Annotated in this window: 12 protein-coding genes and 4 tRNA genes; 15 read left to right on the top strand and 1 reads right to left on the bottom strand. The window is 58.4% G+C overall.

The annotated features are described in order from the left end of the window. Positions 1-23: 23 nt before the first annotated feature. The 15 genes from wecB to ABLU73_RS20890 all read left to right on the top strand — a co-directional run bounded on the left by wecB (position 24) and on the right by ABLU73_RS20890 (position 12714). Positions 24-1154 (top strand): UDP-N-acetylglucosamine 2-epimerase (non-hydrolyzing), encoded by a 1131-nt coding sequence (gene wecB, locus ABLU73_RS20960; RefSeq protein WP_072061006.1) that lies wholly within the window; start codon positions 24-26, stop codon positions 1152-1154. Continuing rightward, entirely contained in the window at positions 1151-2413 is a 1263-nt protein-coding gene (gene wecC / locus ABLU73_RS20955) for a UDP-N-acetyl-D-mannosamine dehydrogenase (RefSeq protein WP_017899408.1), read from the top strand. The genes wecB and wecC overlap by 4 nt, the downstream gene beginning before the upstream one ends. Beyond that, the gene (gene rffG / locus ABLU73_RS20950) at positions 2410-3477 is read left to right on the top strand and encodes a dTDP-glucose 4,6-dehydratase (RefSeq protein ID WP_017899407.1); all 1068 of its coding nucleotides are present in this window, start codon (positions 2410-2412) and stop codon (positions 3475-3477) included. The genes wecC and rffG overlap by 4 nt, the downstream gene beginning before the upstream one ends. 18 nt (positions 3478-3495) lie before the next feature. Continuing rightward, complete coding sequence (gene rfbA, locus ABLU73_RS20945) at positions 3496-4377, top strand: glucose-1-phosphate thymidylyltransferase RfbA (protein WP_065878519.1); 882 nt, start codon at positions 3496-3498, stop codon at positions 4375-4377. Continuing rightward, a complete protein-coding gene (gene rffC / locus ABLU73_RS20940) occupies positions 4355-5029 on the top strand; it encodes a dTDP-4-amino-4,6-dideoxy-D-galactose acyltransferase (protein ID WP_004886833.1) in 675 nt (224 codons plus the stop codon). The genes rfbA and rffC overlap by 23 nt, the downstream gene beginning before the upstream one ends. 4 nt (positions 5030-5033) lie before the next feature. Further along, positions 5034-6164 (top strand): dTDP-4-amino-4,6-dideoxygalactose transaminase, encoded by a 1131-nt coding sequence (rffA, locus tag ABLU73_RS20935; RefSeq protein ID WP_004886831.1) that lies wholly within the window; start codon positions 5034-5036, stop codon positions 6162-6164. Between the two features lies 1 nt (position 6165). Next, the gene (wzxE, locus tag ABLU73_RS20930) at positions 6166-7416 is read left to right on the top strand and encodes a lipid III flippase WzxE (RefSeq protein WP_004886828.1); all 1251 of its coding nucleotides are present in this window, start codon (positions 6166-6168) and stop codon (positions 7414-7416) included. After that, a complete protein-coding gene (locus tag ABLU73_RS20925; protein WP_023319444.1) occupies positions 7413-8489 on the top strand; it encodes a TDP-N-acetylfucosamine:lipid II N-acetylfucosaminyltransferase in 1077 nt (358 codons plus the stop codon). Before wzxE ends, ABLU73_RS20925 begins: the two co-directional genes overlap by 4 nt. Next, a complete protein-coding gene (wzyE, locus tag ABLU73_RS20920; RefSeq protein ID WP_017899404.1) occupies positions 8486-9832 on the top strand; it encodes an ECA oligosaccharide polymerase in 1347 nt (448 codons plus the stop codon). Before ABLU73_RS20925 ends, wzyE begins: the two co-directional genes overlap by 4 nt. Positions 9833-9843: 11 nt before the next feature. Continuing rightward, positions 9844-10584, top strand: a complete 741-nt coding sequence (wecG, locus tag ABLU73_RS20915; protein ID WP_004886818.1) for a lipopolysaccharide N-acetylmannosaminouronosyltransferase — start codon at positions 9844-9846, stop codon at positions 10582-10584. 205 nt (positions 10585-10789) lie between these two features. Beyond that, positions 10790-12175, top strand: coding sequence for an amino acid permease (locus tag ABLU73_RS20910; RefSeq protein WP_004886813.1), 1386 nt, complete (start codon positions 10790-10792; stop codon positions 12173-12175). A 102-nt stretch (positions 12176-12277) separates the two neighbouring features. Next, positions 12278-12354, top strand: a tRNA-Arg gene (locus tag ABLU73_RS20905). A gap of 55 nt (positions 12355-12409) precedes the next feature. Next, positions 12410-12485 (top strand) — tRNA-His (locus ABLU73_RS20900). 23 nt (positions 12486-12508) lie between these two features. Beyond that, positions 12509-12595, top strand: a tRNA-Leu gene (locus tag ABLU73_RS20895). A 42-nt stretch (positions 12596-12637) separates the two neighbouring features. After that, positions 12638-12714: transfer RNA gene (locus tag ABLU73_RS20890), tRNA-Pro, on the top strand. Between the two features lie 461 nt (positions 12715-13175). On the opposite strand, the gene hemY is transcribed toward ABLU73_RS20890, so the two are convergent. Beyond that, positions 13176-14372 carry a protoheme IX biogenesis protein HemY gene (hemY, locus tag ABLU73_RS20885; RefSeq protein WP_004886811.1) on the bottom strand — a complete coding sequence of 399 codons (1197 nt, stop codon included), beginning with the start codon at positions 14370-14372 and terminating at the stop codon, positions 13176-13178. Positions 14373-14374 lie beyond the last annotated feature (2 nt).

The raw sequence follows: 14374 nt of genomic DNA, 5'->3' as shown, positions 1-14374 counted from the left end.
TCGCCTAATCGAAGAGAATCGATGTGAAAGTACTAACTGTATTTGGCACGAGGCCGGAAGCCATCAAGATGGCTCCTCTGGTCCATGCGCTGGCAAAGGATCCTCATTTTGAGGCGAAAGTATGCGTGACCGCGCAGCATCGGGAGATGCTCGATCAGGTGTTGAAACTATTCTCCATCACCCCGGACTACGATCTCAACATCATGAAGCCGGGGCAGGGGCTCACCGAGATCACCTGCCGTATTCTTGAGGGGCTGAAGCCGGTCCTGGAGTCGTTTAAACCCGACGTGGTGCTGGTGCATGGCGATACCACCACCACGATGGCGGCGAGCCTGGCGGCGTTTTACCAGCGCATACCGGTGGGCCATGTAGAGGCGGGGCTGCGGACCGGCGATTTAAGTTCGCCGTGGCCGGAAGAGGGCAACCGTACGTTGACCGGGCATCTGGCGACGTACCACTTCGCCCCTACGGAAACCTCGCGGCAGAATCTCCTGCGGGAGAACATTGCCGACAGTCGCATCACGGTGACCGGTAATACCGTCATCGATGCTCTGTTCTGGGTGCGCGATCGGGTTCTGGGCGATGAAGCGCTACGGGAGACCTTGCTGCAGCGCTACCCTTTCATTAGCCACGGTAAAAAAATGATTCTGGTTACCGGCCATCGGCGGGAAAGCTTCGGCCGCGGTTTTGAGCAGATCTGCCAGGCGCTGGCGGAGATAGCCCATACCCACCCTGAGGTGCAGATTGTCTATCCGGTTCACCTGAATCCTAATGTCAGCGAACCGGTGAACCGTATTCTCGGCCATATCGACAACGTGATGTTGATTGAACCGCAGGACTACCTGCCGTTCGTCTGGTTGATGGATCGGGCCTGGCTCATCCTGACCGATTCCGGTGGCATTCAGGAAGAGGCGCCTTCCCTGGGGAAACCGGTGCTGGTCATGCGCGATATGACCGAACGTCCGGAAGCGGTGGCCGCCGGCACCGTGTGTCTGGTGGGCACTGACAGCCAGCGCATCGTCGCGGAAGTGACGCGTCTGCTGGAGGATGATGCCGCATACCAGGCGATGAGCCGCGCGCATAATCCTTATGGCGATGGCGAAGCATGTCGTCGAATTTTGTCTGCACTTAAAAATAATCAGGTAACGCTATGAGTTTTTCTACCATTTCAGTGATTGGCCTTGGCTATATCGGGCTGCCAACCGCTGCCGCGTTCGCCTCCCGGCAGAAGCGGGTGGTCGGCGTTGATGTCAATCAACATGCCGTGGAGACCATTAACCGTGGAGAGATTCATATCGTGGAGCCGGATCTGGCGAGCGTGGTGAAGACCGCGGTCGAGCAGGGGTATTTAAGCGCCACCACCACCCCGGTGGCAGCGGATGCCTACCTGATTGCCGTGCCGACGCCGTTTAAAGATCGCCACGAGCCGGATATGGTGTTTGTCGAGTCGGCGGCAAAATCCATTGCGCCAACGTTAAAGAAAGGTTCGCTGGTGATCCTCGAGTCCACCTCGCCGGTCGGGTCGACCGAACAGATGGCTGAGTGGCTGGCGGAGATGCGCCCGGATCTTAGCTTCCCCCAGCAGGTGGGTGAAGCGGCGGACGTGAATATCGCCTACTGCCCGGAGCGGGTATTGCCCGGTCAGGTGATGGTCGAGCTGATTAAAAACGACCGCGTTATCGGGGGCATGTCGCCAGTCTGCTCCGCTCGCGCCAGCGAGCTGTATAAAATCTTCCTTGAAGGCGAATGTGTGGTGACCAACTCGCGCACCGCTGAGATGTGCAAGCTGACGGAAAACAGCTTCCGCGACGTCAACATCGCTTTTGCCAACGAGCTGTCGCTGATTTGCGCTGACCAGGGCATTAACGTCTGGGAGCTGATCCGCCTGGCGAACCGTCATCCTCGGGTGAATATCCTGCAGCCGGGTCCGGGCGTCGGCGGCCACTGTATCGCCGTCGACCCGTGGTTTATCGTGGCGCAGAACCCGCAGCAGGCGCGTCTAATCCGCACGGCCCGTGAGGTTAACGACCACAAGCCGGAATGGGTTATCGAACAGGTGAAAGCGCAGGTAGCGGACTGCCTGAATGCCACCAACAAACGGGCCAGCGAACTGACCATTGCCTGTTTTGGCCTCGCCTTTAAGCCGAATATTGACGACCTGCGCGAAAGCCCGGCAATGGAAATTGCCGCGCAGATTGCCCGCTGGCACAGCGGCACGACGCAGGTGGTTGAGCCCAACATTCACGCGCTGCCGAAGAAGCTCGACGGTCTGTGTACGCTGGCGACCCTCGATGCGGCGCTGGCCAGCGCCGATGTGCTGGTGATGCTGGTCGATCACCAGGAATTTAAAGCCGTTAGCGGCGATAGCGTCACCCAGGCGTATATCATCGACACCAAAGGAGTGTGGCGGTGAGAACCATTCTGGTCACCGGCGGCGCGGGCTTCATTGGTTCGGCGGTAGTGCGGGAGATTATCCAGCACACCGCCGATCGCGTGGTGGTGGTGGATAAACTGACCTACGCCGGCAATTTAATGTCGCTGGCGACGGTGGCGCAGGATGCGCGTTTCGCCTTTGAACAGGTGGATATTTGCGACCGCGGCGAGCTTGATCGTATTTTCGTTCAGTATCAACCGGATACAGTGATGCACCTGGCGGCGGAAAGCCATGTCGATCGTTCGATTGACGGCCCGGCGGCGTTTATTGAAACCAATATCGTGGGCACCTATACGCTGCTGGAGGCGGCCCGTAGCTGGTGGAATACGCTGGCTACGGTGCAAAAATCGGCGTTTCGCTTCCATCACATCTCCACCGATGAAGTGTATGGCGATCTGCACGGCAGCGATGATTTCTTTACCGAGACTACGCCCTATGCGCCAAGCAGTCCCTATTCGGCCTCGAAAGCCAGCAGCGACCACCTGGTGCGCGCCTGGCTGCGAACCTATGGCCTGCCGACGCTTATTACCAACTGTTCGAACAACTACGGCCCGTATCACTTCCCCGAGAAGCTGATCCCGCTGACGATCCTCAACGCGCTGGCGGGCAAGCCGCTGCCGGTGTATGGCAATGGACAGCAGATCCGCGACTGGCTGTACGTGGAAGATCACGCCAGGGCGCTATATCTGGTGGCGACCCGCGGCGAACCGGGCGAGACTTACAATATCGGCGGTCATAACGAACGTAAAAACATCGAGGTGGTGGAAACCATTTGCGAATTGCTCGAAGCGCTGGCGCCGAATAAGCCGCAGGGCGTGGCGCACTATCGCGACCTGATCGCCTTTGTTGCCGACCGCCCGGGCCACGATCTGCGCTATGCCATTGATGCCTCGAAGATTGCCCGTGAGCTGGGCTGGACGCCGGCTGAGACCTTCACTTCCGGCATGCGTAAGACCGTGGCGTGGTATCTGGCGAACGAGACATGGTGGCGCCAGGTTCAGGACGGTAGCTATCAGGGCGAGCGTCTTGGGCTGCAAGGCTAATCATCTCTGGGGGGAATGATGAAAGGTATTATTCTGGCGGGGGGGTCCGGAACGCGACTGCATCCTATCACCCGCGGCGTGTCGAAGCAGCTGTTGCCGATCTACGATAAGCCGATGATCTACTACCCGCTGTCGGTATTAATGCTGGCCGGGATCCGTGAGATCCTGATCATCACCACGCCGGACGATCTGCGCGATTTCCAGCGCCTGCTCGGCGATGGTTCAGAGTTTGGCATTGCGCTGCACTATGCCGTACAGCCGTCGCCGGATGGTTTAGCCCAGGCGTTTATCATCGGCGAAGCCTTTCTTAACGGTGAACCGGCGTGCCTGGTGTTAGGCGACAACATCTTCTTCGGCCAGAGCTTCAGCCCCAAGCTGCGCAACGTGGCTGCCCGCACGGAAGGGGCGACGATTTTTGGCTATCAGGTGATGGATCCTGAACGCTTTGGCGTGGTGGAGTTTGATGACAACTTCCGCGCGCTGTCGCTGGAAGAGAAGCCGAAGCAGCCGAAGTCGAACTGGGCGGTCACCGGTCTCTATTTCTACGATGGCAAGGTGGCGGAGTACGCCAAACGGGTCAAGCCATCCGAGCGCGGCGAACTGGAAATCACCTCCATCAACCAGATGTACCTTGAAGATGGCGCATTAACCGTCGAACTGCTTGGACGCGGCTTTGCGTGGCTGGATACCGGCACCCACGATAGCTTGATCGAGGCCAGCATGTTTGTGCAGACCGTCGAGAAGCGTCAGGGCTTTAAAATCGCCTGTCTGGAAGAGATCGGCTGGCGCAACGGCTGGCTGGACGACGACGGCGTCAAACGCGCGGCGAAGCGGCTGGAAAAAACCGGCTACGGCCAATATCTGCTGGATCTGCTCCGTGCCCGTCCGCGCCAGTATTGATCCCCTGGAGTGGGAGAACCGCTTCTTTGCCGTTAACAGCGCCGTCGTTCACTTTGACGAGCGTGCGCCGCTGCTGACGCCTGAGGCGCTGGCGGGGTGGTCGCGGGTGCAGGCGAAGGTAGCCGCCAGCGACACCGTCCGGCTCGACGCGCTGCAGCAGCTGGGTTTTCAGCTGGTGGAAGGCGAGGTCGATCTGGCGCTACCGGTGGGCAACCCTGCGGATGCGGGCGCCGACGTCGCCGTGGAGGCGGATATTGCGCCACTGCGCGAGCTGGCGGCGCAGGCCTTTGCCCTGAGCCGCTTTCGTGCGCCCTGGTACGCTGCCGATGCCAGCGGCCGCTTCTATGCCCAGTGGATTGAAAATGCGGTGCGCGGCACCTTCGACCATCAGTGCCTGATTTACCGCCATCCTGAGGGCGATATTCGCGCCTTTGTCTCCCTGCGCCAGCTCAATGCCACCGAGGCGCGTATCGGCCTGCTGGCCGGACGCGGCGCCGGGGCGCAGCTGATGCAGGCGGCGCGGTACTGGGCCGCTTCGCGCGGACTTTCTACACTGCGGGTGGCGACCCAGATGGGCAACACCGCCGCGCTTAAACGTTATATTCTCAGCGGTGCTAATGTGGAAAGCACCGCCTACTGGCTATACAGGTGACCTCATGATCCCATTTAACGCGCCGCCGGTGGTTGGAACCGAGCTTGATTACATGCAGTCTGCGATGAACAGCGGCAAGCTGTGCGGCGACGGCGGCTTTACGCGCCGCTGCCAGCAGTGGATGGAGCAGCGTTTTGGCACGGCAAAGGCCCTGCTAACCCCTTCCTGCACGGCTTCGCTGGAGATGGCCGCGCTGCTGCTGGATATCCAGCCGGGCGACGAAGTGATTATGCCCAGCTATACCTTTGTCTCCACCGCCAATGCTTTTGTGCTGCGCGGGGCGAAAATCGTCTTCGTCGATATCCGTCGCGATACCATGAATATCGATGAAACGTTAATCGAAGCCGCTATCACCGATAAAACCCGGGCGATCGTCCCGGTGCATTACGCCGGCGTAGCTTGCGAGATGGATATCATCATGGCCATCGCCGACAAGTACAACCTGTTCGTGGTGGAAGATGCCGCGCAGGGGGTGATGTCCACCTACAAGGGGCGTGCGCTGGGCACCATCGGCCATATCGGCTGCTTCAGCTTCCATGAAACCAAAAACTATACCGCTGGCGGTGAGGGCGGGGCGACGCTCATCAACGATCGCACGCTGGTGGAGCGCGCGGAGATCATTCGCGAAAAAGGCACCAACCGCAGCCAGTTCTTTCGTGGCCTGGTGGATAAATATACCTGGCGGGACATTGGCTCCAGCTATCTGATGTCCGACCTGCAGGCCGCCTACCTGTGGGCGCAGCTGGAAGCGGCGGAGCGCATCAACCAACAGCGCCTGGCGCTGTGGCAGAACTACTATGACGCCCTGCTGCCGCTGGCCCGCGCGGGACGTATCGAACTGCCGACGATCCCGGCCGACTGCGGGCAAAACGCGCACATGTTCTACATTAAGCTGCGCGATATCGAGGATCGCAGCAGGCTGATCGCCTGGCTGAAAGAGGCGGAGATCCTCGCGGTATTCCATTACATTCCTCTGCACAGCTGTCCGGCAGGCGAACACTTCGGCGAATTCCACGGTGAAGACCGCTATACCACCCAGGAGAGCGAGCGCCTGGTACGCCTGCCGCTGTTTTACAATCTGTCTGTGGTGAACCAGCGGACGGTGATTAACTCGCTGCTGAGCTACTTCTCCTGATATGTCGTTAGCAAAAGCTTCATTGTGGACGGCGGCATCGACGCTGGTCAAAATCGGCGCCGGGCTGTTGGTCGTCAAGCTGCTGGCCGTCTCGTTTGGGCCCGCGGGCGTTGGCCAGGCCGGTAACTTCCGGCAACTGGTCACCGTACTCGGCGTGCTGGCCGGGGCCGGGATATTTAATGGCGTCACGAAGCTGGTGGCGCAGCATCACGACGATCCCCCGCGCCTGAAGCAGGTGGTGGGCACCTCGTCGGCGATGGTGCTTGGCTTTTCCACACTGCTGGCGCTGGTGTTTTTACTGGCCGCGGCGCCGATAAGCCAGGGGTTGTTCGGCCATACTCATTATCAGAATCTGGTACGGCTGGTGGCGCTGGTACAGATGGGGATCGCCTGGGCGAACTTCCTGCTGGCGCTGATGAAAGGCTTTCGCGATGCGGCGGGTAACGCCTTCTCGCTGATTGCCGGGAGCCTGATCGGCGTGGCGGCTTACTATGCTTGCTACGTGTTGGGCGGCTATCAGGGCGCGCTGCTGGGGCTGGCGTTAGTTCCGGCGCTGGTGGTGGTTCCGGCGGGTATTATGCTCTGGCGGCGGGGTAATATCCCGCTGAGCGCCCTGCGTCCGCGCTGGGATAACGGTCTGGCGGGACAGCTATCGAAATTTACCCTGATGGCGCTGATAACCTCAGTGACCCTGCCGGTGGCTTATGTGATGATGCGTAATCTGCTGGCGGCGCATTATGGCTGGGAGGCGGTCGGTATCTGGCAGGGGGTGAGCAGCATCTCTGATGCCTATCTGCAGTTTATTACCGCCTCGTTCAGCGTCTATCTCCTGCCGACGCTGTCGCGGCTGAGCGCCAAAACGGATATCACCCGCGAGATAGTCAAGTCGCTGAAATTCGTCCTGCCGGCAGTGGCGGCGGCGAGCCTGACGGTCTGGCTGCTGCGCGATTTTGCCATCTGGCTGCTGTTTTCCGATCGCTTTACCGCGATGCGTGACCTGTTCGCCTGGCAGCTGGTGGGCGACGTTTTAAAAGTAGGCGCCTACGTCTATGGCTATCTGGTGATCGCCAAAGCGTCGCTGCGTTTTTATATTCTGACGGAAATCAGCCAGTTCACACTGCTGACCGCATTCTCACACTGGCTTATACCGGCGCACGGCGCGGTTGGCGCGGCGCAGGCGTATATGGCCACTTATATTGTTTATTTCGCCCTTTGTAGTGGCGTGTTTTTACTCTGGCGTAAACGGGCATGACAGCACTGATACATGTACTGGGATCAGATATCCCGCATCATAACCAGACCGTACTGCGGTTCTTTAACGACGAACTGGCCGCCGATCCGCAGGCCAGGAGATTTATGATCGTCGGTGATGAGGCCAGCGTGCGTGATGGGTATCCGGCGCTGGACATCACCTGTTATCCGGGGAAGAAGTCGCTGGCGCAGGCGGTGATTGCGCAAGCCAAAGCCAACCGCCAGCAGCGCTTTTTCTTCCACGGCCAGTTCAATACCGGCCTGTGGCTGGCGCTGTTGGGCGGTGGTATCCGCCCGTCGCAGTTTAACTGGCATATCTGGGGGGCGGATCTGTACGAAAACGCCACCAGCCTGAAGTTCCGCCTGTTCTATCCGCTGCGCCGCCTGGCGCAGGGGCGGGTAGGGCGCGTTTTCGCCACCCGCGGCGATCTGAGCTGGTTCGCAAACCGTCATCCGCGCGTCCCGGGCGAACTGCTCTATTTCCCGACCCGTATGGATCCGGCGCTGAATACCCTGGCCGAAAACGCGCCGCGCGGCGACACGCTGACCATTCTGGTGGGTAACTCCGGGGATCGCAGCAATGAACATATTGCCGCGCTGAAGGCTATTCATCAGCAGTTTGGCGATACGGTAAACGTCATCGTGCCGATGGGCTATCCGGCGAATAACGAGGCCTATATCAATGAGGTTCGTGAGGCGGGGGCGGCGCTGTTTAGCGGTGAGCATCTGCAGATCCTCAGCGAGAAACTGGAGTTTCATGATTATCTGGCGCTGCTGCGCCGCTGCGATCTGGGCTATTTCCTGTTCGCGCGTCAGCAGGGGATCGGCACCCTGTGCCTGCTGATTCAGGCGGGCATTCCCTGCGTGCTCAACCGCGAAAACCCGTTCTGGCAGGATATGACCGAGCAGCATGTGCCGGTGCTGTTCACCAGCGATGCGCTGGACGTCAGCGTGGTGCGCGAAGCGCAGCGCCAACTGGCGAGCGTGGATAAGTCGGGTATCGCTTTCTTCCGGCCGAACTATCTGACGGGCTGGCAGCGGGCGCTACGGTTAGCGGCGGAGGGGCAGGCATGACGTTAATGCAATTTAGCGGGCTGCTGGTAGTCTGGCTGCTGTCGACGCTGTTTATCGCTACCGCCACCTGGTTTGAGTTCCGCCGGGTACGCTTCAACTTCAACGTCTTTTTCTCGTTGCTGTTTCTGCTGACTTTCTTCTTCGGTTTCCCGCTGACCAGTATTCTGGTGTTCCGCTTTGACGTCAGCGTGGCGCCGCCGGAGATTTTGCTGCAGACGCTGCTGATCGCGGTGTGCTTCTACGCGATTTACTACGTGACCTATAAAACGCGGCTGCGTCCGGCATCGCGTGAGGTTGCGCGTCGGCCGCTGTTTACCATGAACCGGGTAGAAACCCATCTGGCGTGGGGCATTTTGATGGGGCTGGCGCTGCTGTGCGTTGGCATCTTCTTCGCCCACAACGGTTTCCTGCTGTTTAAGCTCAACTCCTACAGCCAGATTTTCTCTGCTGAAGTCTCCGGCGTGGCGTTGAAGCGCTTCTTCTACTTCTTTATTCCGGCGATGCTGGTGGTCTATTTCTTGCGCCAGGATTATAAGGCGTGGATCTTCTTCCTCGTCAGCACGGTGGCCTTTGGTTTGCTGACCTACGCCATCGTCGGCGGGACGCGCGCCAATATCATCATCGCCTTCGCCATCTTCCTGTTTATCGGCATTATTCGCGGTTGGATCAGCCTGTGGATGCTGGCGGCGGCGGGCGTGCTGGGCATCGTCGGCATGTTCTGGCTGGCGCTGAAGCGCTACGGGATGAACGTCAGCGGCGACGAAGCGTTTTATACCTTCCTCTATCTCACACGCGATACCTTCTCGCCGTGGGAGAACCTGGCGCTGCTGCTGCAAAACTACGACAAGATCGATTTTCAGGGTCTGGCGCCGATGATCCGCGATTTCTACGTCTTTATCCCCAGCTGGATGTGGCACGGTCGCCCGACGATGGTGCTCAATACCGCCAACTACTTTACCTGGGAAGTATTAAACAACCATTCGGGGCTGGCGATTTCGCCGACGCTGATTGGCTCGCTGGTGGTGATGGGCGGCGTCTGGTTTGTGCCGCTGGGCGCCGTGGCGGTCGGGTTGATTATTAAATGGTTCGACTGGCTGTATGAGCTGGGCAACCGGGAGAGCAATCGCTATAAAGCGGCTATCCTGCACAGTTTCTGTTTCGGCGCTATCTTCAACATGATAGTGCTGGCGCGCGAGGGCCTGGATTCGTTCGGCTCCCGCGTGGTGTTTTTCCTCGTGATCTTTGGTATCTGCTTGCTGGCGGCGAAACTGCTGTACTGGTTCCTGGATAGCGTGGGACTGATTCATAAGCGCGTAAAACCGCTTTCGCAACCGCAAGTCTGAGAAGGATGGACATGACTGGGACCATTTCCGCGCCGTTGTACCTGTTAAGAGGGCTGCAGCTCATAGGCTGGCGCGATATGCAGCACGCTCTGGATTATTTGTATGCCGACGGCGTTCTCCGCGAGGGGACGCTGGTGGCGATTAATGCCGAGAAAATGCTGGCCGTAGAGGATAACCCGGAGGTGCGGGCGCTGATTGAGGCGGCGGAGTTTAAATATGCGGATGGCATCAGCGTGGTGCGTTCGCTGCGTAAAAAATATCCGCAAGCCCAGGTGTCCCGCGTGGCAGGGGCCGATCTCTGGGAAGCGTTAATGCAGCGCGCCGGCGCTGAAGGCACACCGGTGTTTTTGGTCGGCGGTAAACCTGAAGTCCTGGCGCAGACGGCGTCCAGCCTGCGCCAGCGCTGGCAGGTGAATATCGTCGGCACCCAGGACGGCTATTTTGCTCCTGAACAGCGCCAGGCATTATTCGAACGCATTCGCGACAGCGGGGCGAAAATCGTCACCGTCGCCATGGGGTCCCCGCGTCAGGAGATCTTTATGCGCGACTGTCGGCGTCTGTACCCGCACGCGCTGTATATGGGCGTCGGCGGCACTTACGATGTTTTCACCGGGCACGTGCATCGGGCGCCGAAGTTCTGGCAGGATCTGGGGCTGGAATGGTTCTATCGTCTGCTTTTACAGCCGAGCCGCATCAAGAGACAGTTCCGCCTACTGCGCTATTTACGTTGGCATTATTCCGGTAAGCTCTGATATTCCACTGCAACCAGGCGAGTTTGCATACATATTCTGTGTAATCTCTTCACTCGCCTGATACTTTATTTGCCATTTCCGCAAAATTAATTAACCATTCGCAGACTTTATACGCGCGGGGGAGACCTGCGCGTCGGCAAGGCTATGAGTTCAGTTAATAACAATAACCGGGAGTACCCGGAATACGGCAAACACAAGAGGATATATGACTGAGAAAAAAGCGGAGCTCCAGCGTGGACTGGAGGCCCGGCATATTGAACTGATCGCCCTTGGTGGGACGATTGGCGTGGGGTTGTTTATGGGGGCGGCCAGTACGCTGAAGTGGGCTGGACCTTCCGTGCTGCTGGCGTACATTATCGCTGGCCTGTTCGTCTTTTTCATTATGCGCTCAATGGGCGAAATGCTGTTCCTTGAGCCCGTCACCGGCTCTTTCGCGGTGTATGCGCATCGCTATATGAGCCCCTTCTTCGGCTACCTGACCGCGTGGTCGTACTGGTTTATGTGGATGGCGGTGGGCATCTCGGAGATTACCGCCATCGGCGTCTATGTGCAGTTCTGGTTCCCGGAGATGGCGCAGTGGATACCGGCATTAATTGCCGTGGGGCTGGTGGCGCTGGCAAACCTCGCGGCGGTCCGGCTGTACGGTGAAATCGAGTTCTGGTTCGCCATGATTAAAGTGACCACCATTATTGTGATGATCGTCGTGGGCCTGGGCGTCATTTTCTTCGGCTTTGGCAACGGCGGCCACTCCATCGGTTTTGGCAACCTGACCGAACATGGCGGTTTCTTTGCCGGCGGCTGGAAGGGCTTCCTGACGGCGCTGTGTATCGTGGTCGCGTCATATCAGGGCGTGGAGCTCATCGGCATTACCGCAGGTGAAGCGAAAAATCCGCAGGTCACGTTACGCAGCGCGGTGGGCAAAGTGCTGTGGCGGATCCTGATTTTCTACGTCGGCGCGATTTTCGTTATCGTCACCATTTTCCCATGGGATCAAATCGGCTCCAACGGCAGCCCGTTCGTACTGACGTTTGCCAAAATCGGTATTACCGCCGCGGCGGGGATTATCAACTTCGTGGTGCTGACGGCGGCGCTTTCCGGCTGCAACAGCGGGATGTACAGCTGCGGACGTATGCTGTACGCCCTGGCGAAGAACCGTCAGCTGCCGGCGGCGATCGGTAAGGTATCGCGCAACGGCGTTCCTGCCGTCGGCGTGGCGCTGTCGATTCTGATCCTGCTGGTAGGCTCCTGCCTGAATTACATCATTCCTAATCCCCAGCGGGTATTTGTCTATGTCTATAGCGCCAGCGTCCTGCCGGGGATGGTGCCGTGGTTTGTGATCCTGATTAGTCAGCTGCGTTTCCGTCGCGTACATCAGGCAGCGATAGCCAGCCATCCGTTCCGTTCGCTGCTGTTTCCGTGGGCCAACTATTTCACCATGGCTTTCCTGATCTGCGTGCTTGTCGGGATGGGGCTGAATGATGAAACCCGGATGTCGCTCTTTGTCGGTATTATTTTCCTTGCTGCCGTTACCCTGATTTATAAGGTGTTTGGCCTCGGAAGACAGGGACAAATCAATAATCCGGCTGAATAAGCGTCAAAACGAACAAAGCATGAGCAAACGATAATTTTCTTTAAAAAGGCACTAGACAGCGGGGGAGGAAGTCCGTATTATCCGACCCCGCAACGGCGCTAAGCGCCCGTAGCTCAGCTGGATAGAGCGCTGCCCTCCGGAGGCAGAGGTCTCAGGTTCGAATCCTGTCGGGCGCACCATTAACCCGGTGCTGGAGCTGCGGTGGTTTTAATACCGCGTAAAAGGTTTGCAGTGGTGGCTATAGCTCAGTTGGTAGAGCCCTGGATTGTGATTCCAGTTGTCGTGGGTTCGAATCCCATTAGCCACCCCATTATTTGATAGAGTTGTGAATTTGCGAAGGTGGCGGAATTGGTAGACGCGCTAGCTTCAGGTGTTAGTGTTCTTACGGACGTGGGGGTTCAAGTCCCCCCCCTCGCACCACGACTTTAACGAATTGAACTAAAAATTCAAAAAGCAGTATTTCGGCGAGTAGCGCAGCTTGGTAGCGCAACTGGTTTGGGACCAGTGGGTCGGAGGTTCGAATCCTCTCTCGCCGACCAATTTTGAACCCCGCTTCGGCGGGGTTTTTTGTTTTCTGTTATTTCCTGCCATGACTTATTCCCCTGATCTTGCTGATAAAAAATCTTCTCTTTGCTTAAGAATACGCGTCAGGAAAACTCTCAATTCATCACTGTGGTAGATGCAATTTCCCCGGATCCTGTGCGATAATAACCGGGTAGATGCTCATTCCATCTCTTATGTTCGCCTTCGTGCCTCATAAACTCCGGAATGATGCAGAGCCGTTCTTACGGTGCTTATCGTCCACTGACAGATGTCGCATTTATGCCTCATCAAACACCATGGACATTACGTTGAGTGAAGCACCCAATTTGTTGTCAAACAGACCTGTTTTAACGCCTGCCCTGATTTCAGCGCAGGCGTTTTTTTCTTTCAGAGGATCGTCAACGCGAAGGCGGGGGAGAAGCGCTATCGCCCCGCAGGAGGCGATAGCCAGACCAGGTTATTGCTGAGGGTTATTCTGCAGCGTCAGCAGCAGGCCATCGCGGCGCATGGTGGCCGCTTCCTCCGGCTGATGCAGGCGATCCAGGGCATCGGCCAGCCAGGCGTAATCAAAGGCATCCGGACGCTGCTTAAGCGCGGCGCGGAAGGCGATGCTGGCCTCCTGCCATTCACCGTGCCGCATCAGCGACTGGCCCAGGGTGCTCCACAGCAGCGGACGGTCGCCAACGGCTTTGATCTGTTGGCGCAGTACTTTCTCCAGCTGTTCCGGGTTATTGGTCTTCAGGCGCGGGATCGGCATCACCAGACGGTCGTCATACTGTTTCTTCAGACCATCAATGATAATTTGCTGCGCGGTATCGTGATCGTCGCTCTCGATGAGGCGCTCTGCCATCGCCACCTGCAGCGGCACCAGCGCCCGCGTTTTACGGCTCTGGTTGCGCCACCATTCACGCAGCCCCTCGCTGCCGCCATCGGCCAGCGCTTTGTCCATCAGGCCAACCCACGCCAGCTGTTCCAGCGCGGCGCGGTGCTCTTCATCGCCGACGTTAGCTTTCGCCATCGACGGAATGATATCCAGCAGCGACTGCCAGGCGCCGGTGCGGGTATAAGCCTGTTCGGCGAGGCGTAGCACTTCCGGATGACGCGGGGTGATCTCCAGCAGCTTATCGATGCCATGGCGCGCGGCGTGATTTTCATTGCGCGCCAGCTGCAGGCGAACGCGGGTGATTTCCACCGGGATCAGATCATCGCCCGCCAGTTCTGTGGCGCGCTCCAGATGCTGGTTAGCCCGCGCTTCATCGCCGCGCTGCTGGGCCGCTTCCGCCGCCAGCAGATAGTTCACCACCGGCTGTTCGGCGTGATCGGCGTTTTTCGCCATCAGCTTCTCAACCTGCTGGTAATCACCTTCCGCCAGCTTAAGCAGCGCCTGCTCGGTTTGCTTACGCGCGCGACGGCGTTTACGGCCGACAAACCAGCCGCGCGTATGCGCCCCGGTGCGGAAAATGCGGCGCAGCAGCCATTCAATGGCGAACAGCACCACCATGGCGAGGATCAGGATAATCACCAGCCCGGTCACGCTGGTCTCGATATTGTAGTTATCAGTCTGGATCAGGACGTAGCCCTGATGGCCGGCGATCATCGGGCCAAGCACGATCCCGGCGATCAACAGTGCGAAGAGTAAAAGAATTTTCAGCATGC

This window comes from Klebsiella sp. GG_Kp175, from assembly GCF_040062325.1.
GTDB lineage: Bacteria > Pseudomonadota > Gammaproteobacteria > Enterobacterales > Enterobacteriaceae > Klebsiella > Klebsiella quasipneumoniae.
This window is presented reverse-complemented; position numbering and strand designations above follow the sequence as displayed.

Coding starts and splice junctions, on each gene's coding strand:
- wzxE (WP_004886828.1), top strand. CDS start 6,166: ATGTCGTTAGCAAAAGCTTCATTGTGGACGGCGGCATCGACGCTGGTC.
- wecG (WP_004886818.1), top strand. CDS start 9,844: ATGACTGGGACCATTTCCGCGCCGTTGTACCTGTTAAGAGGGCTGCAG.
- wecC (WP_017899408.1), top strand. CDS start 1,151: ATGAGTTTTTCTACCATTTCAGTGATTGGCCTTGGCTATATCGGGCTG.
- rfbA (WP_065878519.1), top strand. CDS start 3,496: ATGAAAGGTATTATTCTGGCGGGGGGGTCCGGAACGCGACTGCATCCT.
- ABLU73_RS20925 (WP_023319444.1), top strand. CDS start 7,413: ATGACAGCACTGATACATGTACTGGGATCAGATATCCCGCATCATAAC.
- rffA (WP_004886831.1), top strand. CDS start 5,034: ATGATCCCATTTAACGCGCCGCCGGTGGTTGGAACCGAGCTTGATTAC.
- hemY (WP_004886811.1), bottom strand. CDS start 14,372: ATGCTGAAAATTCTTTTACTCTTCGCACTGTTGATCGCCGGGATCGTG.
- ABLU73_RS20910 (WP_004886813.1), top strand. CDS start 10,790: ATGACTGAGAAAAAAGCGGAGCTCCAGCGTGGACTGGAGGCCCGGCAT.
- wzyE (WP_017899404.1), top strand. CDS start 8,486: ATGACGTTAATGCAATTTAGCGGGCTGCTGGTAGTCTGGCTGCTGTCG.